At 69.7% G+C, this 19,135-nt stretch carries 17 protein-coding genes and 7 pseudogenes; 15 read left to right on the top strand and 9 right to left on the bottom strand.

The window, feature by feature from the left end; translation table 11 throughout:
* The first annotated feature begins 250 nt into the window (after window positions 1–250).
* Together ACZ7M2_RS29375 and ACZ7M2_RS29370 are read left to right on the top strand one after the other, a co-directional pair.
* Complete coding sequence (locus tag ACZ7M2_RS29375; RefSeq protein ID WP_471597817.1) at window positions 251–457, top strand: hypothetical protein; 207 nt, start codon at window positions 251–253, stop codon at window positions 455–457.
* Window positions 430–657: pseudogene (locus ACZ7M2_RS29370) on the top strand (alpha/beta fold hydrolase); the annotation flags it as partial. The gene ACZ7M2_RS29375 and the pseudogene ACZ7M2_RS29370, both read left to right, overlap by 28 nt.
* On the opposite strand, the pseudogene ACZ7M2_RS29365 reads toward ACZ7M2_RS29370, so the two are convergent.
* The 3 genes and pseudogenes from ACZ7M2_RS29365 to ACZ7M2_RS29355 all read right to left on the bottom strand — a co-directional run.
* A pseudogene (locus ACZ7M2_RS29365) lies at window positions 653–907 on the bottom strand (alpha/beta fold hydrolase); the annotation flags it as partial. The pseudogenes ACZ7M2_RS29370 and ACZ7M2_RS29365 overlap by 5 nt on opposite strands.
* Window positions 908–983: 76 nt before the next feature.
* Complete coding sequence (locus ACZ7M2_RS29360; RefSeq protein ID WP_471597816.1) at window positions 984–3,170, bottom strand: ATP-binding SpoIIE family protein phosphatase; 2,187 nt, start codon at window positions 3,168–3,170, stop codon at window positions 984–986.
* Between the two features lie 176 nt (window positions 3,171–3,346).
* On the bottom strand, window positions 3,347–4,969 hold the full coding sequence (locus ACZ7M2_RS29355; protein WP_471597815.1) for an MFS transporter: 1,623 nt from the start codon (window positions 4,967–4,969) through the stop codon (window positions 3,347–3,349).
* 173 nt (window positions 4,970–5,142) lie between these two features.
* Here ACZ7M2_RS29355 and ACZ7M2_RS29350 point away from each other — a divergent pair, with 173 nt between their 5' ends.
* Together ACZ7M2_RS29350 and ACZ7M2_RS29345 are read left to right on the top strand one after the other, a co-directional pair.
* Window positions 5,143–5,778 carry a TetR/AcrR family transcriptional regulator gene (locus ACZ7M2_RS29350; RefSeq protein WP_471597814.1) on the top strand — a complete coding sequence of 212 codons (636 nt, stop codon included), beginning with the start codon at window positions 5,143–5,145 and terminating at the stop codon, window positions 5,776–5,778.
* A gap of 97 nt (window positions 5,779–5,875) precedes the next feature.
* Window positions 5,876–6,658: an LmeA family phospholipid-binding protein gene (locus tag ACZ7M2_RS29345; RefSeq protein WP_471597813.1), complete on the top strand. Its 783-nt coding sequence runs from the start codon at window positions 5,876–5,878 to the stop codon at window positions 6,656–6,658.
* A 12-nt stretch (window positions 6,659–6,670) separates the two neighbouring features.
* Here ACZ7M2_RS29345 and ACZ7M2_RS29340 read toward each other — a convergent pair whose 3' ends face one another.
* Window positions 6,671–7,102 (bottom strand): TetR/AcrR family transcriptional regulator, encoded by a 432-nt coding sequence (locus tag ACZ7M2_RS29340; protein WP_471597832.1) that lies wholly within the window; start codon window positions 7,100–7,102, stop codon window positions 6,671–6,673.
* 205 nt (window positions 7,103–7,307) lie between these two features.
* Here ACZ7M2_RS29340 and ACZ7M2_RS29335 point away from each other — a divergent pair, with 205 nt between their 5' ends.
* The 4 genes and pseudogenes from ACZ7M2_RS29335 (at window position 7,308) to ACZ7M2_RS29320 (ending at window position 13,072) form a co-directional block, all read left to right on the top strand.
* Window positions 7,308–8,462, top strand: coding sequence for a VOC family protein (locus tag ACZ7M2_RS29335; protein ID WP_471597812.1), 1,155 nt, complete (start codon window positions 7,308–7,310; stop codon window positions 8,460–8,462).
* A 43-nt stretch (window positions 8,463–8,505) separates the two neighbouring features.
* Entirely contained in the window at window positions 8,506–9,444 is a 939-nt protein-coding gene (locus tag ACZ7M2_RS29330; protein ID WP_471597811.1) for a fumarylacetoacetate hydrolase family protein, read from the top strand.
* Window positions 9,445–9,477: 33 nt separating this feature from the next.
* A pseudogene (gene mhpA / locus ACZ7M2_RS29325) lies at window positions 9,478–11,081 on the top strand (bifunctional 3-(3-hydroxy-phenyl)propionate/3-hydroxycinnamic acid hydroxylase MhpA).
* Window positions 11,078–13,072, top strand: coding sequence for an acetoacetate--CoA ligase (locus tag ACZ7M2_RS29320; RefSeq protein ID WP_471597810.1), 1,995 nt, complete (start codon window positions 11,078–11,080; stop codon window positions 13,070–13,072). The pseudogene mhpA and the gene ACZ7M2_RS29320 overlap by 4 nt, the downstream one beginning before the upstream one ends.
* On the opposite strand, the gene ACZ7M2_RS29315 is transcribed toward ACZ7M2_RS29320, so the two are convergent.
* Window positions 12,984–13,547, bottom strand: a complete 564-nt coding sequence (locus tag ACZ7M2_RS29315) for a hypothetical protein (protein ID WP_471597809.1) — start codon at window positions 13,545–13,547, stop codon at window positions 12,984–12,986. The genes ACZ7M2_RS29320 and ACZ7M2_RS29315 overlap by 89 nt on opposite strands.
* Here ACZ7M2_RS29315 and ACZ7M2_RS29310 point away from each other — a divergent pair.
* Window positions 13,546–13,689, top strand: a complete 144-nt coding sequence (locus tag ACZ7M2_RS29310) for a hypothetical protein (protein ID WP_471597808.1) — start codon at window positions 13,546–13,548, stop codon at window positions 13,687–13,689. The genes ACZ7M2_RS29315 and ACZ7M2_RS29310 overlap by 2 nt on opposite strands.
* Window positions 13,686–14,051 (top strand): hypothetical protein, encoded by a 366-nt coding sequence (locus ACZ7M2_RS29305; RefSeq protein WP_471597807.1) that lies wholly within the window; start codon window positions 13,686–13,688, stop codon window positions 14,049–14,051. The genes ACZ7M2_RS29310 and ACZ7M2_RS29305 overlap by 4 nt, the downstream gene beginning before the upstream one ends.
* A gap of 27 nt (window positions 14,052–14,078) precedes the next feature.
* Here the strand turns inward: ACZ7M2_RS29305 and ACZ7M2_RS29300 are convergent, their stop codons facing one another.
* A complete protein-coding gene (locus ACZ7M2_RS29300; RefSeq protein WP_471597806.1) occupies window positions 14,079–14,726 on the bottom strand; it encodes a TetR/AcrR family transcriptional regulator in 648 nt (215 codons plus the stop codon).
* Between the two features lie 141 nt (window positions 14,727–14,867).
* Window positions 14,868–15,293, bottom strand: a pseudogene (locus ACZ7M2_RS29295) (VOC family protein); the annotation flags it as partial.
* 11 nt (window positions 15,294–15,304) lie between these two features.
* Here ACZ7M2_RS29295 and ACZ7M2_RS29290 point away from each other — a divergent pair.
* Together ACZ7M2_RS29290 and ACZ7M2_RS29285 are read left to right on the top strand one after the other, a co-directional pair.
* Window positions 15,305–15,802 carry an amidohydrolase family protein gene (locus ACZ7M2_RS29290; RefSeq protein WP_471597831.1) on the top strand — a complete coding sequence of 166 codons (498 nt, stop codon included), beginning with the start codon at window positions 15,305–15,307 and terminating at the stop codon, window positions 15,800–15,802.
* 142 nt (window positions 15,803–15,944) lie between these two features.
* Entirely contained in the window at window positions 15,945–16,121 is a 177-nt protein-coding gene (locus ACZ7M2_RS29285) for a hypothetical protein (protein WP_471597836.1), read from the top strand.
* Between the two features lie 24 nt (window positions 16,122–16,145).
* On the opposite strand, the pseudogene ACZ7M2_RS29280 reads toward ACZ7M2_RS29285, so the two are convergent.
* Both ACZ7M2_RS29280 and ACZ7M2_RS29275 read right to left on the bottom strand, forming a co-directional pair.
* Window positions 16,146–16,338, bottom strand: a pseudogene (locus ACZ7M2_RS29280) (hypothetical protein); the annotation flags it as partial.
* Window positions 16,339–16,411: 73 nt separating this feature from the next.
* On the bottom strand, window positions 16,412–16,702 hold the full coding sequence (locus tag ACZ7M2_RS29275) for a hypothetical protein (protein ID WP_471597805.1): 291 nt from the start codon (window positions 16,700–16,702) through the stop codon (window positions 16,412–16,414).
* 259 nt (window positions 16,703–16,961) lie between these two features.
* On the opposite strand from ACZ7M2_RS29275, the pseudogene ACZ7M2_RS29270 reads away from it, so the two are divergent.
* The 3 genes and pseudogenes from ACZ7M2_RS29270 to ACZ7M2_RS29260 form a co-directional block, all read left to right on the top strand.
* Window positions 16,962–17,334 (top strand): annotated as a pseudogene (locus ACZ7M2_RS29270) (class I SAM-dependent methyltransferase); the annotation flags it as partial.
* A gap of 31 nt (window positions 17,335–17,365) precedes the next feature.
* Window positions 17,366–17,544, top strand: a pseudogene (locus ACZ7M2_RS29265) (IS5/IS1182 family transposase); the annotation flags it as partial.
* A 299-nt stretch (window positions 17,545–17,843) separates the two neighbouring features.
* On the top strand, window positions 17,844–19,127 hold the full coding sequence (locus ACZ7M2_RS29260) for a phosphatase PAP2 family protein (RefSeq protein WP_471597804.1): 1,284 nt from the start codon (window positions 17,844–17,846) through the stop codon (window positions 19,125–19,127).
* Window positions 19,128–19,135: the final 8 nt, after the last annotated feature.

Here is a 19,135-nt window from a genome sequence, read left to right as displayed (position 1 = left end):
CCGCTACGAACGCAAAGCCGTCCACTTCCTCGCCTTCGCCAGCATCGCCAGCACCCTCATCTGCTACCGCCGACTCACCAATTGAGATGACCTTTTACCCCCCGGTAACACGGCAGTACCGAGACACGGTCCCGTGTCCGCGCCCGGTCAAAGGTGACGGTGTGACTCACCGTCTGTGCGGGTGAGTTGACGGCAGAGCGTCGCTGAGCCACACCGGGACGCGCTTGCCGAAATCGGCATCGAATTGGGTATGAAGGACGTCGCCACCTCGACCAGCGGCGTCGTGCCGGGAAGTGTGATCGACCAGTTGCTTTTCACCGAGAACCGGCGCGACGGCGTGCGCACCATCAGCGCCCTGATCCGGCGCCCCGTCACCACTGAAGCCACTCGGTCCCGGGGGGCCGTAGAACGGTCTGCGCGGATGGGCATATGGCTGTGCGGAGCAGGAATCATGTGACGGTGATCGGCCAGTCCGGTCGCCCCGTGCTGATGCTGGCGCACGGGTTCGGGTGCGACCAGAACATGTGGCGGCTGGTGGTACCGCTTCTGGAGCGCGACTTCACCGTGGTGCCCTTCGACCACGTGGGAGCGGGACGTTCTGACCTTGCGGCGTGGAGCATGGAGCGCTATTCCTCGATGGAGGGATACGCCGATGAGTGAGCTCCTCGCCCAGTTCCGGACGCTCGGGATTTCCCATGATCACCGGAGGCATGGCACCTGACCAGCCCAGATAGTTCGCGTCCAGCGATTCCAGGAGCTCATCGATGTCCTCGGCACTGAGCCCGCCCCGATGGCCGGCGGCCGGATCGTCTATGAAACACGGCGACGGGGCGAGCAGGACCAGACCGGCGAAGGCCTCCGGCTCCCGCGCCGCAGCGAGAACGCCCATCATCGCGCTCACCGAATGCTCGGCGTCGCGGAACGAACGCCGGGGAGAATCCGCGGTGCCGGAAGTCGAGCCGGGGCAATGGAGGCCCACTGGGCTACACGGGCGCGAATGTCGGGAAGTCGGCGGACTCGTTCACCTCCGCCCATACTGTCTTGCCGTGCCGGGCGTGACGCGTGCCCCAGCGCTCGGCGAGTTGGGCGACCAGGAGCAGGCCGCGTCCTCCCTCGTCGTAAGCGCGGGCGCGGCGCTGGTGCGGGGTGGTGCTGCTGGCGTCGGAGACCTCGCAGAGGAGGGCGCGGTCGTGGATGAGGCGCAGCTGGATGGGGGGCCTGCCGTAGCGGATGGCGTTGGTGACCAGTTCGCTGACCACCAGTTCGGCGGTGAAGTCGAGGTCCTCCAGCCCCCAGGTGCTCAGCTGTTGGGAGACTCTCGACCGGGCCCCGGCAACTGCGGCGGGGTCGGCCGCCAGGTCCCAGCTGGCGACCTGGCGGCTACCGAGGGCGTGGGTGCGGGCCAGGAGCAGGGCCACGTCGTCGTCCGGGCGAGCCCGTAGCAGGCGTTCGAGCACGATGTCGCAGGCGGCTTCCAGGGAGGCAGTGGGCTCGGCGAGGGCTTGGCGCAGCAGGGTGAGGCCGGTGTCGATGTCGTGGTCGCGGGCTTCGATCAGGCCGTCGGTGTAGAGGGCGAGGAGGCTGCCTTCGGGCAGGTCGACCTCCGCGGCTTCGAACGGCAGGCCGCCCAGGCCAAGCGGCGGACCCGGTGGCAGGTCCAGGATGTCGACGGTGCCGTCCCGGGTCACCACGGTAGGCAGCACATGGCCCGCGCGGGCGAGGGTGCAGCAACTGCTGACGGGGTCGTAGACCGCGTACAGGCAGGTGGCGCCGACGTCCCCGTCGGTTTCGGTGTCCGGGTCGGCTTCGGTGTCCGGGTCGGTGGAGACTTCCGCGGACAGGCGCAGGACGACGTCGTCCAGGTGCGTGAGGAGTTCGTCGGGCGGCAGGTCGATGTCGGCCAGCGTGCGAACGGCGGTCCGCAGCCGACCCATGGTGGCGGCCGCGTGAATGCCGTGGCCGACCACGTCGCCCACCACCAGGGCGACTCGGGCTCCCGACAGCGGGATGACGTCGTACCAGTCGCCGCCCACCCCCACCTCCGCGCCGGCGGGCAGGTAGCGGCAGGCGACCTCCACAGCTGACTGCCGTGGCATACACGGCGGGAGCAGGCTGCGCTGGAGGCCGAGGGCGGTGGCGCGGGCGTGGGTGTAGCGGCGGGCATTGTCGACGGCGACGGCTGCCCTGGCGGCGATCTCCTGCGCGAGGAGCAGGTCCTCGTCGTCGTAGGGACTGGGATTGCGATGGCGGGAGAACTCCGCGACGCCCAGGACGGTGCCACGGGCACGCAGGGGAACGACCAGGGTCGAGTGGGTCTGGTGGGCGTCGACGCCGCGGCCGGGTCCCGGGTTCCCCGGCGAGCGGTCGAGAGTCCCGTCGAAGTGGTGCCGTGAAGGTTGTCCGGTGGTCAGGGCGCGGTCCGGCGGCGATCCGTCCGGGTAGGTGTGGCGCTGCTGCCGCGTGATGGTCGCCTCCGGGCAGTCCTCGGTCACCGACCGCTGGGCGACCCGGCGCAGTACCAGCGGCTTCTCCTCCGGGGTGTCGTTTCCGTGGAGCGCGGAGTCGAGCAGGTCGACGGTGGCGAGGTCGGCGAAGTGCTCGGTGGCGAGGTCCGCCAGTTCCTGCGTCGTGCGGGAGATGTCCAGGGTGGTGCCGATGCGCAGGCCGGCCTCGTTCACCATCGCCAGCCGCCACCGCAGTCGGAGGTCCCGCTCCTCCTGGAACGCCATGACGCCCTGCTCGGAGGTTCGGTCCACGTATCCGGTCGTTGCCGCGATCAGTTTGCGTGCCGCCGCGCCGATCAGCTCGGCGTCGCTCGTCAGTCGCGGCAGCTCTTCGAGCAGCCTGTCGAGAGCGATGCCCTGTGCGAGCCGGTGAGCCCGCAGCATCGCGCTGAGGGATACTCCGCGCCGGGCCAGCCGACGTGCCCGTTCGACGTCGGCGACGGGCGGATCGATCCGGCTCAGCTCGATGCCGTGCTCGAGGCCGCCCAAGACGCCGTCGATGTGGTCGGCGATGTTCTCCGAGGTGATGCGGGCGGTCTCCGGGTCGTTCGACAGCTCCGGGACGTCACGCCGCAGGCACCGCTCCACGTCGGCGATCAGCCTGTCCGCGCTCAGACTGAGCTTATGCGCGGCACGGGACACGAGGCTGTCCGCGGCGACCTCCACAAGGATGACGTTACGCCGAACAGGCGAGAACGCATCGGCAGGAAACGGACGGCCCGGGGCACCTTCACGACCGTGCTGCTGCCCTTTCGCCGGTCGACACCCTCGAGATCGGCCGACGAGTTCTGCCCGGCCCCGACGGGAGGAGGCCGGGCAGGATTCTCAGGAGTCCAGGCGGATCACTGAACGGAGCCGGCGTACTCCTCGCCCCGGTCAGTCTCCGGTGCCACCGGCCCCTCCTGGCGGTGCTTGCCGGTAGCCCGGCGGCCGGGCAGGACCGTCAGCACTATCAGGGTTCCACCAGCCATGATGATGCCGCCGATGAGGCTGGTGTGGGCGATGGCGTGGGCGAACGACTCGTGGACCGCGCCGATCAGGGTCTGGGCCTGCTGGGGTCCGCCGCGCGGGTTCTTCGCGACCTGTTCGGCGACCGCGAGGCCGCCGCCCACCGAGTCCTTGGCGGTGTCCATCGCGGCGACCGGGAGGTGGCCGCCGAGCAGGTCGGTCAGGTTGTCCTTGTAGGACGTGGCGAGGAGCGAGCCGAGGATGGCGATGCCCAGGGAGGCGCCGAGTTCCAGCGCGGTGTCGTTGGCGCCGCCGCCGACGCCCAGCTCCGACTCGGGGAAGGAGCCCATGATGGTGTCGGTGGCCGGGGACAGGCTCAGACCGATCGCGAAGCCGAGCAGCAGCAAAGACGCCAGGAAGTCGGTGTAGGTCGAGCCCGACTCGATCCGCGTCAGCAGAAAGACGCCTGCGGTGCCGACCACCATGCCGGTTCCCACCACCGGCTTCACGCCCAGCTTCGGGGCCAGTCGTCCGGTCACCGCGGCGCCGGCGAAGACGGCCCCGGCCAGCGGCAGCAGTCGCACGCCGGTGTCCAGCGCGTTGTAGCCGAGGACGAACTGGAGGAACTGGGTCGCGTAGTAGATCGAGCCGAAGGTGCCGAAGAAGAAGAACAGCACCGAGAGCATGGAGCCGCTGAAGGGGCGCTCCTTGAACTTGCGTACGTCGAGCATGGGGTGGGGGTGGCGCAACTCCCACACGACGAAGGCCGGCAGGCCGAGACCGGCGACCACGGCCGCGGTGATGGGGCCGGTGCCCCAACCGAAGTGCGGGCCCTCGATGGTCGCGTAGACCAGGCTGCCGACGGTGACGATCGAGAGCAGACCGCCGACGTAGTCGATCCCGCCCATCTTCTCCGCCTTCGACGGCGGCACCAGGAGCAGTGCACCGACGACGCCGACCACCGCGATGGGGACGTTCATCAGGAAGGTCGAGCCCCACGCGTGGTTCTCCAGCAGCCAACCGGCCGCCAGCGGACCGGCGGCGATGGCGAGGCCGGAGGTCGCGCTCCAGGCCGTGATGGCCTTGGCGCGCTCCGCCCTCGGAAAGATCGCGACGAGCAGCGACAGGGTGGCCGGCATCACGACGGCGGCGCCGACGCCCATGATCGCGCGGGCTGTGACGACCAAGCCGGTCTCGTCGACCAGGCCGCCCATCACCGATCCGCCCGCGAAGATCAAAAGGCCCAGGATCAGCGCGCCGCGGCGGCTGTACTTGTCGCCGATCGAGCCCAGTACGAGCATCAGCGCGGCGTAGGGGACGGTGTAGCCGTCGATGACCCACTGCAGGTCACTGCTGGACAGGCCCAGGTCCCGGGTCATGTCGGGCGCGGCCACGATCAGCGATGTATTTGCCATGACCACGATCAGCAGGCTCAGGCACAGCACCAGCAGGGCCCACCAGCGTCGCGGGTACGGCTCCGTCATCTTCTCGGCGGGCGTGTGGGCAAAGAGCGGCATCGGAAGCTCCTCAGGGCGAAGCGGCAGCTTCAAGGGGTGGTGGGTCCGCAGGAGCAGTGCGGGCACGGCCACGGCACTGCGGGCAGATATTTGCTCAACGATGTGCAGATTAGTTTGTTGCCCATCGATGTGCAAGTATTGGCGTGCCCTTCCCCGTCGACCGGAGGTCCGACATGATCAGCCCACGCGTCACAGGCAGCGGGCGCCGCCAGACACAGCTCACCCGGGCCCGCATCCTCGAAGCAGCGAGGCGGCAACTCGGCCGCGATCCCGACAGCAGCCTCAGCGACGTCGCCGAGGCGGCCAGCGTGGTGCGTCGTACCGTCTACGACCACTTCGCCGGCCGGTCCGCGCTGGTCGAGGGGCTCGTCACGGACGCCGCGGAAGCGCTGCGACGGGCACTGGCGGCCGTGACGATCCACGATCCCGACGCCGCAACCGACATGGCCCGCTTCGTCCTGGCCCTGTGGCCCGTCGGCGACCGCTATCGCATGCTGCTGAGACTCGCGCCTCAGGACCTGGGAGCGGAACGCGTGAACGAAGTCCTCGCCCCCGCCCGCGACATGGCGGCGTCGATCATCGAGCGGGGGCAACGGCAGCGCGTCTTCCGGACCAGCGTCCCGCCCGGGCCGCTCAGTCGGGCACTCGAAGGGCATCTGCTGGCGCTCCTGGAGTGCGTGAACGCCGGAACCTGGCGCGACGACGGCACGCGCACCGCGACCGCCGCCCTGATCGCGGTGGGGGCGGACGTCGACCTCGCCGCCGCACAGGTCCACCGGCTCGGCCGTCCCGAGTCCGTCGGCGCCTAGAAATCCCGTCCGAGTCCGAGTCCGACTCCGACTCCGACTCCGACAGTTTGGGCGCGCGTCCGGAGATCACTTCCCGAGAAGACCCGAGAGGAAAGCCATGTACCAGTCCCGGCATGACCAGGAGCCCGCGGGCGAGCCGTCTTACGGTGACGCCGCCTTGTATGCGAGCCCCCCGGCACCGAGGAGGCGGCGCAGGATCATCGCCGTCGCCTCCCTGGCCGCGGTGCTGGCCGGCGCCGTCGCCGTCGACCGTGTTGCCGCGGCCCGCGCGGAGAGCCGTACGGCGGAAGCGTTCCAGGAGGGCATGGCGACCCCAAAGCGGCCTTCGGTGCACGTCAGCGGCTTTCCCGTACTCACGCAGCTGGCCGAGGGCAGCCTGCGGCACGTCGACATCACCGCCCACGACATCCCGGCGAGCGGATCGAACCGGCCGCTACCGTTGACGCAACTGAGCGTCGGCCTCGACGGGTTGAAGACTTCGGGCAGCGCCGGCGAGGCCCATGCGCGCAGCGTCGAGGCGACCGCCTTCCTGTCGTACAAGGACGTGTCGGGCGCGCTCGGCCTGGAGGTCTCGCAGGGCGACGAGCCGGGCCGGGTGGAGGTGCGCGTCGGCCTGCCGCTCGTCGGCGACGTGACCGTGAGTACCGCCGTCTCGGCGGCCGGCGCCAACCGCATCGCCTTCACGGACGTCCGTGTCACCCAGGGCGAGTTGATCCCTCCCGTGAAGGCTCTGCTCGACAAGGCCTTGGCGGAGCCCGTCCCCCTCCAGAACATCCCCGAGGGGCTGCACCTGCGGTCGGTCACCACGGCGAAGAGCGGCATCAGCGCCCGCTTCACCGGCAAGGCGGTCACCTTCCACCCGAGTTCGTCGTCCGCGTGATCCCTCGGGGTGTCAGGTGCGTGCTCTCAGCGTGCCGTCGAGGTCGGGCAGCGGTCGCCGGGCGACGTCCTGAGCGTCCTCCGAGGGAGCGGGCCCGTACCGCCGGAAGAGCACCCCGCCACCGCCAGAGCAAACAGGCAGGTGAGCCCGGCAGCCGGCCTCAGATAACCCCTCATTGCGTATGCACGAGTGGATGTGTCCGAGGCCGCGGTGGCGCAGAACCTGCATCAGTTCAGGCTGTGAGTCGGCCAGACGGGCGCTGAGGCGGAATCCCGCCGCGACGAGTTCCGCCGGGTCGTCGATGCCCCGCAGGTGTTCGTCGAAGGTCTGGCCGGGCTCTTCGAGGGCGTCCGTGACCGCCGCGTCGAACAGCTCCGCCTTCGATGCGAAGTGGTCGTAGAAGGAGCCGAAGCCGACATCGGCGCGCTCCGCGACAGCCTGAATGCTCGTCGCCGTTCAAAGCGGTTACGGGACAGGGCTGACCTCGGCATACGCACGAGTTTGCCCATGAGATCCACATGCCACAGTTCTGATGAATCGATCAGTACATACCTGACGATTTCGTCACTAGCCCAGGATCCAGCTATTGACGATCGAAGAATCAAAGCTGATGATTTCCTCATTACAGCAATGTCGCTTGGAGGACACCATGTCCGAAACTCGCGTCGACGCGGTCGGCGTCACGGACGTCAGGACGGCCCACCAGGACCTCCACAGTGAGCAAGGAGCCCTGCGCGGCGAGCACCCGGGCCGGGCCCGAAATCCTGTGATCAAGGTGGCGGACGTGGCCTGGCTGGAGTTCGAGAAGCCCGACCTGGACCGGGCCGAGGTGTTCGCTCGTGACTTCGGCTTCGGGGTCGCCGCGCGCACCGAGCGTGAGCTGTGGCTGCGCGGAACCTTCGCCGGCTCGCCGTGCATGGTGATCCGCAAGGGGCGCGCCAGCAGGTTCATCGGCCCGGCGTTCCGCGCGGCCGAGCGGGCCGACCTGGACCGGCTGGCCCGCGCCACCGGCTCGGACGTAGGCGACGCCCACGTCCCCGGCGGCGGAAGAGGCGTCGACCTGCTCGACCCCTCCGGCTTCCCGGTCCGGGTCGTGCACTGTGGCGAGCAGTTGCCGGGGCTGCCCGAACAGCAGCCGCTGCTTCTCAACTTCGGTACGGACCATCGTCGTACGAACGTCACGCAGCGGCCACCCCGGGAGCCCTCCCGCATCCAGCGCCTGGGGCATGTGGTGCTGGAGACACGGGTGTTCGCCCGCGCTCTGGACTGGTATCTCGACACGCTCGGGATGATCGTGTCCGACTTCCTGTTCCTGGACGGGCAGCGCGACCGTGGTCCGACGATGGCGTTCATCCGCTGCGACCTGGGGAGTGTGCCGGCCGACCATCACACCCTGGCCATGCACCTGGGGCCGGGCAACGGTTACGTCCACTCCGCCTACCAGGTCACCGACCTCGACTCGATCGCCGCCGGCGGTGAGTACCTGGGCGAGCGTGGATACCAGCGCAGTTGGGGCATCGGCCGGCACATCCAGGGCAGCCAGCTGTTCGACTACTGGCGCGACCCGGACCACCTCATGCTGGAGCACTTCGCCGACGGCGACCTGTTCTCCTGCGACCTCGAACCCGGTTGGGCACCCATGTCGACCAGCGGCCTCGCCCAGTGGGGCCCGCCAGCGACCCGCGACTTCCTCGGCGCCGGCCCTTCCCCCGCAAGGGTCCGCGACGTCATCCAGGCCCTGCGCGGCGACAACGAAATGGACCCGGCGCGCCTCCTGGGCCTGCTGAAGGCCGCGAACTCCTGACCCCCGACTTCCTGACCCCCGACCCCCTGACGAAAGCACTGACATGAGCACCAATGTCCTGCGTACCGCAGACGGCTGGTGGGTGGCGCGCGACGCGCACGCCGTCCGTATCGACACCAAGGCCGTCACCACCGCCGAGCTGCTCGCCGACCGGACCACCGTCCGGGAGGCCGCCGACTCCGGCGATCCGGGTACTCCGCTCGCCGACCTGGTGGCCCTCTCCCCTGTCACCACTCCGTGCCGGGTGGTCGCCCAGATGGTCAACTACCGCAGCCACGCACGCGATTCGGGCTTCACCGGCGACATCCCGCCCGCCTTCTTCCGAAAGGCGTCCGGCTCGGTCAGCGGCCCGCAGGAGAGCATCGTCCGGCCGCAGCATGTGAAGTTCCTGGACTACGAGATAGAGCTGGGCCTGGTCATGGGTGCGCCCCTCCCCGTCGGCACCGTCGTCGAGGAGCGGGACCTGCCCGCCTACGTCGCCGGTCTCGTGATCACCAACGACGTCAGCGCCCGAGACGTACAGCTGACGAAGACGCAGTTCTACGAGAGCAAGTCGTACCCGACCTTCACTCCCACCGGCCCCTACCTGGCCCTGCTTGAGCAGAAGGACTTCGCCCATCTCCTGGACCTGCGGCTGAAGTTGTCCGTCAACGGCGACCTGCGCCAGGACCGCACCCTCGCCGACATGATCGTCCGCCCGGCGCAGGCGCTGACCCTGCTGGCCCGCTTCCAGGCCCTCGCTCCCGGGGACCTGCTGCTGACCGGAACCCCCGGCGGCACCGCGCTCAAGGCCCCGCCCAAGGCCGTCGAGAAGATCGGCTCGCTGCTGCCGCCCGCCATGAAGTGGAAGGCGTTCTTCAAGAGCCAGGCGAAGAACCCGCGCTACCTCCGGCGCGGCGATGTGATGACCGGGACGATCGCCACGCCGGACGGGCGGATCGACCTCGGTGAACAGCGCACCCCCGTGACCGACGCGAACTGACCGACACGAACCGTGACCCGAAGTGAGCCGCACATGACCGTCGAGCACAACTCGGCAGACGTACCCGTGGTGATTGTCGGAGCGGGGCCCGTGGGCGTGACCGCCGCCCTGTTGCTGGCCCGGCGTGGCGTGAGGACTGTCGTCCTCGAACGCCACCACGACGTCTACCCGCTGCCGCGCGCCGTCGCCACGGACGACGAGGTGCGCCGCATCCTCCAGGCCGCAGGGGTCCAGGAGGAGTTCGCCGCGATCGCCCGCCCCGCGCGGGGCTGCGGCTGCTGGACGCCGGGCACCGCGTGATGGCCGAGTTCCCGCGCGTCGCGCAGGGACCCCACGGCTTCCCGCAGACCAGCATGTTCGACCAGCCCGAGCTGGAACGGCTGCTGCGCGACACCCTCGCTCGCACCCCGGCGTGCGAACTGCGCGGCGGGGTGGAGGTCGTCGGCGTCGAACAGGACGGCCACGGTCCGGTCCGCGTGACCTACCGCGACGACACGAGCGAACACCTTCTGCGGGCGGACGCCGTCCTCGGCTGCGACGGCGCGGGCAGCCTGATCCGCGACGCCATCGGCGCCGCGTGGGAGGACTTGCGCTTCGAGGAACGCTGGACGGTCATCGACGTGCGCACCAGCCTCCCGGTCCGCTGCTGGGAAGGTGTCGAACAGGTCTGCGATCCGCAGCGGCCGGCGACGTTCATGCGCGTCAGCGAGGACCGCTACCGCTGGGAGTTCCGGCTCCGGGACGACTCGGCACTGAGTCACGAGCGGCTGCGGGAGCTGATCGCTCCCTGGGTGGATCTCACGTACGGCGCCGACTTCGAGGTGATGCGGCAGGCGCGGTACACCTTCCGGGCGCGGGTCGCCGACCGCTGGCGCCGGGGGCGTGTCTTCCTCCTCGGCGACGCCGCCCACCTCACCCCGCCGTTCATCGGGCAGGGGCTGTGCGCGGGCCTGCGCGACGCCTACAACCTCACCTGGAAACTCGCCCGAGTTCTCCAACAGGGCGCCGAGGAAAGGCTGTTGGAGACCTACGAGGGCGAACGCAAGCCGCACACGCGCCGCATGGTGCGGCTCGCGGTCGCCATGGGCTGGGCCATGACCGGCGGCCAGGACGGTGCCGCGGCCGTTCGCCGCGGTGTCCTGAGCGCGGCCGTCCGTATCCCTGGCCTGAGTACGGCGGCCGCACGCGACCTCAGTCCCGCCCTGACCGCGGGGCCGCTCGTACGCCGTCGTACGCGCTGGAGCGGCCGCGGTCTCGTCGGCACCTTCTGCCCCCAGCCGTGGGTGGCCGTCGACGGACGACGCGCCCGCCTCGACGAACTGCTCGGCGACTCCTTCGCCCTGCTGACCGCCGTACCGCTCTCGCCCTCGCTGAAGGCGGTCGCCGACGGCCTCGATGCCCGGACCGTTCCCGCGGCCGACCTGGGTGACGACGGCCACCTCGCCGCCTGGCTGCGCGAGGGGCGGGCGGACGCCGTGCTGCTGCGGCCCGACCGTGTCGTGATGGACGTCGTCCCGCCCGGTGGCGATGACTTCACGGACACCGCCGCCTGGGCGTCCCTTCTGCACACCACACGAAGCCCCGTCCCTTCCCAACGGACCGTTGAGAAAAGCCTGTTGAGGAGCACAACGCGATGAAAACGCCGTACCCGGACCCCTTCTTCACTCCTGATCCGCAGGCCGCAGCCGCCAGTCGCATCGTGGACTTCGCCCACGCGGCGGCCGGGCACCGGGGTGTTGCCGTGGACTCGGACTACGCCTCCCTGCACCACTGGTCGGTCACCGATCTCGAAGGATTCTGGGGCGCGGTGTGGGAGTACTTCGACATCGAGGCGGCCACGCCCCATCAGCGGGTGCTGGAGGACGAGCGGATGCCCGGCGCCCGCTGGTTCCCCGGCGCCACCCTCAATTACACCCACCACGCCCTGCGCAGCCTCGCGGACGACGACGCGGCGATCGTCGCGCTCGACGAGACCGGTGCCGGCCACGAGGTGACCGGGCGGCGGTTGCGTGCCCAGGTCGCCTCCGTCGCCGCGACCCTGCGCGATCTCGGCGTGGGCCGGGGCGACCGGGTCGTCGGCTACCTTCCCAACACCCCCCACGCGATCGTGGCGTTCCTGGCCGCCGCGAGCCTGGGCGCCGTCTGGTCGGTGTGCGGGCAGGACTACGCTCCCCAGGCCGCTGCCGACCGCTTCGCGCAGCTCCAACCCACCGTCCTGATCACGGCCGACGGCTACCTCTTCAACGGCACCACCCATGACCGCCGGGAGGCCGCCCTCGAACTGGCCCATGCGCTGCCGACGTTGAAAGCGACCCTGCTCGTCGACCACGTAGGTCTGCCCTGGCCCTCGCGGAGCTGTCCCTCGCTGGTCATCCCGTGGGAGGACGCCTCCACCCGCACCGAGCGACTCGACTGCACGCCCGTGCCGTTCGACCACCCCCTGTGGGTCGTCTTCTCCTCCGGCACCACCGGCCTGCCCAAGGGCATCGTCCACGGTCACGGCGGCGTCCTGCTCGAACATCTCAAGACCCTCGGCCTGCACTCCGACCTCGGCCCCGGCGACCGCCTCCTCTGGTACACCACCACCCACTGGATGATGTGGAACCTGGTCGTCTCCACCCTGCTGACCGGCGCGACCACCTGCACGTACGACGGCAGTCCCGCCCCGCTGACCAGCCCGGACGTTCTGTGGGAACTGGCGGCCCGCCACCGCGTCACCGTCTTCGGCACCAGCCCGCAATACCTCCTGGCCATGGCCAAGTTCGGCATCGACCCGTCCGTGCACGACCTGTCCTCGATCCGCGTCCTCGGCTGCACCGGCTCCGCGCTGCCCGCCTCCGCCTACCCCTGGGTCCGCGACCATGTCGGCGGTCACGTCCTGCTCGCCTCCATCAGCGGAGGTACCGACATCGTCTCCGGCTTCGCCGGCAGCGCGCCCACGATCCCGGTCTGGGCGGGGGAACTGTCGGCTCCGCACCTGGGTGTGGCACTCGCCGCGTACGACACCGAGGGTCTTCCGGTCGTCGACCAGGTCGGCGAGCTGGTCGTCACTCGCCCCATGCCGTCGATGCCGCTGTCCTTCTGGAACGACCCCGACGGCGCCCGTTACCACGACGCCTACTTCTCGGCGTACCCCGGTGTGTGGCGGCACGGCGACTGGATCACCCACACCGCCCACGGCTCGGTGATCGTACACGGCCGCTCCGACTCCACCCTCAACCGCAACGGCGTACGCCTGGGCAGCGCCGACATCCACGACGTCGTCGAACGCCTCCCGGAGATCACCGAAGCACTCGTCATCGGCGCGGAGGAACCCGACGGCGGCTACTGGATGCCGCTGTTCGTCGTCCCGGCGCCCGGCGTCGCCCTCGACGACGCTCTGCGCGACCGCATCCGCGACGCCATCCGCACCGGCGCTTCACCCCGCCACGTCCCCGACGAGATCCTCGAGGTCCCGGCCATCCCACACACCCGCACCGGCAAGAAGCTCGAGGTCCCGGTCAAACGCCTGCTCCAAGGCGCCTCCGCCGAGCAGGTCGTCAACCTCGCCGCCGTGGACGCCCCCGAACTCGTCGACTACTACGCCCGTCTGGGCGCCGAACGCCGCGGCCGAAGGACCACGGCTTGAGAACGGCCGACGCTGTTGGGCTACGGATGACCTGCACGCTCCGTTCCACGATGTAGGCGTGGGCGGCCGTCAGGACCGTGTGCTGGTCGGCGACGATCCCGGCCACCTGCTCGGACTTCAGCAACTCGTCCACGGCGGCGCGGCTGTCGGCTCCGACGACAACGCTTCCGTGGTAGCGGCGCAAGGCCGGGGTGTCGTGACAGACACCGAGTGTGGGGTGCACGCACCGCGACCAGGGCAGGAACGTGTACGTGCGCAGGTCGCGCGCACCGGCCTCGTGGAGCGCGGAACCGATGCGGTCGTGGGCGTACGCCCGGAACGCCCGACCGCGCACACCACGGCGCAGGAGCAGAACCGTGCCGTGGCCTACGGCGTCGTCGTGGCCGTCGGTCCACCAGCGGCCTCCGCCGGGGTCGGTGACCTGTCCGAGGACCCGTTCGAAGAGACTCTGATCATCCAGGTAGACCTCCCGCATGCGCATCGGCATGGCGAGCGCGGCGACCCTGCTCCCGAACCGCACGGTCGAGGACGCGTTGGAGTGGTTCGGTGGTCTCATGGACGAGCTCACCGCGGCCATCGACGACCCGGCGGTCGCGTACGCCAGAGCTTCCGGATGACCGGCAGCCTGCACCGCCGCTACCCGCAGCTCAGCCGGGTTCTCCTGAACCACGGGCTCGACGTGGCCTACTCCGACCGTGGGTTGGCGCCGCGCACACTGCGCGACATCCGTACCGCGGCGGCCGCCGGGCGCTTCGAGGTGGAGGACCTGGACCTCGCCCTCGCCCTCGCCATGACGGTCAGCGCCCAACTGGCCCTCGGTTCGCTGCCGCACGCGCAGCCCGACCGTGACGACGCGAAGTCCTCGGACCTGGTGGTGCGTGGTCTGCTGCGCCACTTCGGCATGACCGCCGACGAGGCCGCGCGGATCTGCTCGCTGGACCTGCCCGCCCTGGACATGGTCGACGCAGCCGTCAGGTGAGCGTCCGCTGCTGGTCGGCGAGACGACTCACGCGTCGGCGGCAGCCTCCGCGACCGCCACGGACGCGACATCGTCGACCACCGCACCCGCCTGTTCCTCCGGCACACCGGCCGCGATGAGCGTGGCGACGGCGACCCGGGTTCCGTCGTCTTCCAGCGCCCCGGTGTTGACGGCTTCCAGCAGCGCGACCGTCATGGCCTCCAGTCCGGCGCTCAGCACAGCGGGCGGCAGATGGGTGTGAAAGACGCCGTCGCGCTGCCCTCGTTCCAGGATGGCCGTGGCCTCGTCGCGGGCCGGTGCCAGGATCTCGGCCACGCGTTCCATACCCAGGTCCTTGCGCGCCAGCGCCACGAGCATGCGATAGCGGTCACCTACAGGCCACACGGAGAGCACGAAGTACGCGAGGGCTCGCTCGGCCGGCTCCGTCGAGTTCGCTCCGGCCGAGACGACGCTCCGAATCGCCTCGGAGGCCTCCTCGGCGAGAGCCTCCAGCAACGCCGCGCGTCCGGGAAAGTGCCCGAAGAGGGTGCGCCGCACGATACCGGCGGCTCGCGCGAGTTCCTCCAGGGTGACGTCAGGGTTCCGCCCCAGTTCCTGGCGGGCCGTGGCCAGGATGCGCGCCCGGTTGGACCGTGAATTACGTCGCATTGGCTCGCGGGCCACGGGCTTGGGCACGGAAACAACCTCGGTGGATCAGTATGGGGTGAACGACGGACCGGGACGAGCCGCCCGACCAGTCTGCCACGGGTCCTTCGGCGTGATCCGGAACCGGATCTGTTCCGGGCCCCGTCGGGCCGGCGGGGCCCGGCCCGGCGGTCAGTCGCCGGACATGCCGGTTCCGCTGAGGGCGGGGACGGTGACTTCCGGGCGAGTGAGGGAGAGGGCGCCGCGTCGGAACTGGTCGAGTTTGTCGATGATGGTCCGGCCGACGGGTGTATGCCCCCAGATGCTGATGCCCTGGTGGGTGGTGGGCTGCCAGGTGGCTTCGTCGATGATGACGGGGTTCCAGCCGACCTCCCATTCGAAGCCGGAGGGCGTGCGGGCGTAGTAGGAGAGCTCTTTGTCATGGATGTGCTGTCCCACGGACAGCGCCATGTCGAAGCCGAGTTCACCCACGCGCTGGTAGCTCTGGGCGATGTCGTCGAGGGTGGCGGCCTGGACGTTGAGGTGCTGGACGCGGGTGCGGATCTGGTCGATCGGCAGACCCTGATCGGCGGCGACGGCGAGGGAGCGGTGGCGTTGAGGCCGCCGACCTGGCGCGGCGGCTCAACGACTCCTCCGCGCCCCTCGCCGCCGATCACGCGGGCCGTTTCGGGTACTTCGCCACCCTGCCCATGCCCGATCCCACCGCCTCCGCCACGGAGGCCCGGCGGGCGCTGGACGAACTCGGCGCCGACGGGGTCACCCCGCTGGCCGACAACCAGGGCACCGGCCTCGGCGCAGGCGGCCAGGACCCGCTGTGGCAGGCCCTGGACGAGCGGGGCGCGATCGTCTTCGTACACCCCGCCGAGTTGCCCGCACCGGCCGTCGAGGGCATCCCACCGTTCACCGCCGACTTCCTCCTGGACACGACCAGGGCCGCGTGCCTGCTCGTACGCAACGGCATCGCGCGCACATACCCGAACATCCGGTTCATCCTCAGCCACGCCGGCGGGTTCGTGCCGTACGCCTCTCACCGCATGGCCGTCTCCATCGCGGGCAACACCGGGCGCAGCCCCCTGGACGTGCTGGACGACTTCCGCGCCTTCTGATTCGACACCGCACTGTCCTCCAGTCCCGCCGCCCTGCCCACCCTGCTCGCCTTCGCCTGCCCCGGGCACGTCCTCTTCGGCAGCGACAGGCCCTTCGCCCCACACCTGCCTGCCAGTCTTCGCGGGCGGCCTGGACACCGGCGTGGACCTCGACCTCCTCCAGGCCGTCAACCGCGGCAACGCCGAAGCCCTGTTCCCCAGCCTGGCCGACTCCCCCGTACCCACTCCGGTTCGCCCGGTCCCGACCCGCCTGCGCCGGTCCGCCCAACGGGCCGCCGCCCGCTTCGTCTTCAAGCTCGTTCAACCCGGCACCGACTGAGGAAGGTCCCCAAGACCTCCCCACCCGTACGCCATCGCGCACGGCGTCGGCATCCCACCGGGCCCGGCCGAGTCGGTGCTGCAGGCCGTACGGTGTGGCCTCCCCCGGCCCGCTCGGCGATGCTCCAGCGGCTTTTGCGCGGCAGCTCCGCCAGCAGCCCCAGCGCCGGATCTCGAATCCGGCGCCGGGGCTCCCCCCCCGAACCGTCTTCACGCACCGATGATCACCAGTGGCCGTACCAGTCTGCGTCTCGCCCGGCGCCGGGCGCTCCGGCCGACGACTCCGAGCGTTCAGGTTGGCTCGGAGGTCCAGTTCATTTTCTTCGCCCGCATCTTCGTGCGTCCGACCTTCCTGAGAATCAGTGGCACTCCCGTGGCGACGGCCGCCTCGACTGCCGCCAGGATCCAGAATCCCCGGGTGGTGCCCGTGGACAGGGTGATACCCAAGGCAATGGCAGCACCGACAGAGATCCCCAACGACGGTCGCCAGTCGTCGGTACGGATCACCGTCCAGCACAGCGGCGGGAAGGAAAGGGCCGCGATGATGAAGACGACGGCATACCAGCCGTAGCCGTCCGGCACCCCACACGCGCTACGTCGGCCGTCGTCATGCCAGTCGCATCCGCCCTCGACAAGCCCGGTCGCCCCCCCAGCCGAGCGCGACAGCGAAGCACAGCGCGTAGAGGAATCCCCACCCCTGGCCGGACCCTACTGGGGCATCTCGGCTGACCTTCTCGACGGCGTCACCCGGCACCGGCCGCGACCTCAGGAGCTACGACCGGACCACCAGCGGCGCACCACGCCCCACGTCCGGTTCCACGCCCGGAGATCGACCGCAGCAGACCTCGCCGGAGACGTGGTCGGCCGCCGGATCCTGGACGCCGGTTGCGGCTCGGGCCCCCTGGCCGCCGCACTGCGCGACCCCGGGTGCCGTCGTCACCGGCATCGACGCCAGCGCCGGGATGCCGGCGTTGGCGAGGCGGCGGCTCGGTGACGACGTAGCCCTGCACGTGGTCGACCTGAGCGGCCGTCTGCCGTTCGCCGACGGTGCGTTCGACGACGTGGTGGCGTCGCTGGTGCTGCACTACCTGGAGGACCGGGGGCCGACACTGGCCGAGTTGCGGTGAGTGCTCAGGCCCGGCGGCCGGCTGATCATGTCGGTGGAACACCCCTTCATGGCCTGCACATTCCAGGAAGCTCGGCCCGACGACTTCGTGATCTTTCACCCAAAGCCTCCTTGGCGAAGAACTCCTCGACTGGAAGCACGAGCGCAACCGCTCGCCCCTACAAGTCCGCGCTCGCGTTGAGCGAACCTCGCCCGCACGAAGACTTGGAAGATCCTTCGCGACTGCCGCCCCAGGGGCGACGGCGTCCACCACGCCATGCTCGACATCGCCCGCCCGCACGACCTCATCCTCCCGGGACAAGTGAACGGGTCTCACGGCGGCGGAGCCGTTGGGCAACCCGTGACGCCCTCGATGTCCGCCGGGCGTCGAGAGTTTCATGGTCATTCCCGAGACGCTGGACCAGCGAGCGCCGGCACAACTGATCTTCGCGTCTTCCGTTAACCAGAGGAACCCACCCGCATCACTCCGATAGCATGATCGATCTACTTAGCCAACGTCTAACAAATCGGCCAAAACAGTTGATATCGAGATCATCGCGGGTGTTTTCGCGAATAAACTGCAGAATTGCGTTCGCAGCGTGGCGCCAACCGCGGGCGATGCTGTGGGTCATGGCGGGCGTGACGGCCTTCGGGTTCCTCGTCGCCCTGGAGATCGCCGCGCGCCGTTACGGCCTACCGGGGCCGATCACCAACCAGGCGCGCGAGGTGATATTCGCTCCCAAGTCGGGTTTCCTGCTGTACGCCGGTATGGCGTTGATGATGGTGGTCCTCACCTGGCGGCAACGGTTCATCGCGGCTGGAGCCGCGGTCGGTATCGACGTCGCCATCTTGCTGGTGCGGTGGGCGGTCGACGCCGAGGTGACCGAGGGCCACCCCTTCGGCAACGGCGCATTGTGGGTGATTCTGGGCCATGCGGTGATCGCCATCACGCGCCGCACCGGCCGGGAACGTGTCCTGCTGCTGAAGGGCGTCGGCCTCGGCCTGCTGCTGGTGACCGGGCGCAAGACTGGCGATACCTGGCTCCTCATCACGTCGAAGACCCGCCCGACGACGCTCGACCAGTACGTGGCAACCGCCGACCACGCGCTGGGCAACCCGTCGTGGCTGGTGGGCCGGATGGTCACAGCCACCGGACCGATCGGCGCCCATGTTCTCGGCTTCGTCTACATTCAGCTCGCGGTGGCCGCGGTCGTCGTGGCGCTGTACCAGCTGCGTAGCGTGGCGGTCGAGCGCCGCTTCCCGCGCCATCATCTGGTGCGCACCTTTCTGGTCATCGGCCTCCTCGGGCCGGCCATCTACATGATCTTCCCGGTGGTCGGACCGGTCTTCGCCTTCGGCGCGGACGGCGGGCATTGGGCGGTGGCCAACCTGTGGCCGAACACGCCGCCGCCGATCAACACCCCGCGCCAGATGCCATTCGACGAGATCACCCCACGCAATTGCATGCCCAGCCTGCACACAGCGTGGGCCACCGCGATTTTCATTCATTCCCGTAGGGGCCCTCGGATTCTGCGATTCGCAGGCACGTTCTGGCTGATTGCCACGCTCAGCGCAACGCTGGGATTCGGCTACCACTACGGCGTGGATCTCGTTGCCGGTGTGGTGTTTGCATTCACGATCGAGGCAGCGCTGCGCTCACTCGACCGCGGCTGGGACCGGTCAGGAATTCAGCTGGTCACCTACAGTGCCACGGTCTTCGCCGCGCTCTTGGTGTCATATCGCTATCTTCCGGTGGAGATGGCCACATATCCGTGGATATTTGGGCCGCTTCTCATTCTGGCAATGGCCTCAGTGGTCCGCGGCTACATGCAGACCGCCAGGCTGTGGGATCCGAAGACCGCACCAGCGCGGCTACCGGAACCGCAACCCGAACTGGTTTGAGTTACAGG

This window comes from Streptomyces sp. NPDC111507 (genome assembly GCF_055638955.1).
Note: the sequence above shows the minus strand (reverse complement) of the source record. Positions and strands in the feature narration are given on the sequence as shown.

What these genes read in the sequence shown, in the direction of transcription:
- ACZ7M2_RS29350 (WP_471597814.1), top strand. Translation starts at nt 5,143, where the DNA reads ATGATCAGCCCACGCGTCACAGGCAGCGGGCGCCGCCAGACACAGCTC.
- ACZ7M2_RS29305 (WP_471597807.1), top strand. Translation starts at nt 13,686, where the DNA reads ATGACCGGCAGCCTGCACCGCCGCTACCCGCAGCTCAGCCGGGTTCTC.
- ACZ7M2_RS29335 (WP_471597812.1), top strand. Translation starts at nt 7,308, where the DNA reads ATGTCCGAAACTCGCGTCGACGCGGTCGGCGTCACGGACGTCAGGACG.
- ACZ7M2_RS29330 (WP_471597811.1), top strand. Translation starts at nt 8,506, where the DNA reads ATGAGCACCAATGTCCTGCGTACCGCAGACGGCTGGTGGGTGGCGCGC.
- ACZ7M2_RS29320 (WP_471597810.1), top strand. Translation starts at nt 11,078, where the DNA reads ATGAAAACGCCGTACCCGGACCCCTTCTTCACTCCTGATCCGCAGGCC.
- ACZ7M2_RS29355 (WP_471597815.1), bottom strand. Translation starts at nt 4,969, where the DNA reads ATGCCGCTCTTTGCCCACACGCCCGCCGAGAAGATGACGGAGCCGTAC.
- ACZ7M2_RS29315 (WP_471597809.1), bottom strand. Translation starts at nt 13,547, where the DNA reads ATGCGGGAGGTCTACCTGGATGATCAGAGTCTCTTCGAACGGGTCCTC.
- ACZ7M2_RS29375 (WP_471597817.1), top strand. Translation starts at nt 251, where the DNA reads ATGAAGGACGTCGCCACCTCGACCAGCGGCGTCGTGCCGGGAAGTGTG.
- ACZ7M2_RS29260 (WP_471597804.1), top strand. Translation starts at nt 17,844, where the DNA reads ATGCTGTGGGTCATGGCGGGCGTGACGGCCTTCGGGTTCCTCGTCGCC.
- ACZ7M2_RS29310 (WP_471597808.1), top strand. Translation starts at nt 13,546, where the DNA reads ATGCGCATCGGCATGGCGAGCGCGGCGACCCTGCTCCCGAACCGCACG.
- ACZ7M2_RS29345 (WP_471597813.1), top strand. Translation starts at nt 5,876, where the DNA reads ATGTACCAGTCCCGGCATGACCAGGAGCCCGCGGGCGAGCCGTCTTAC.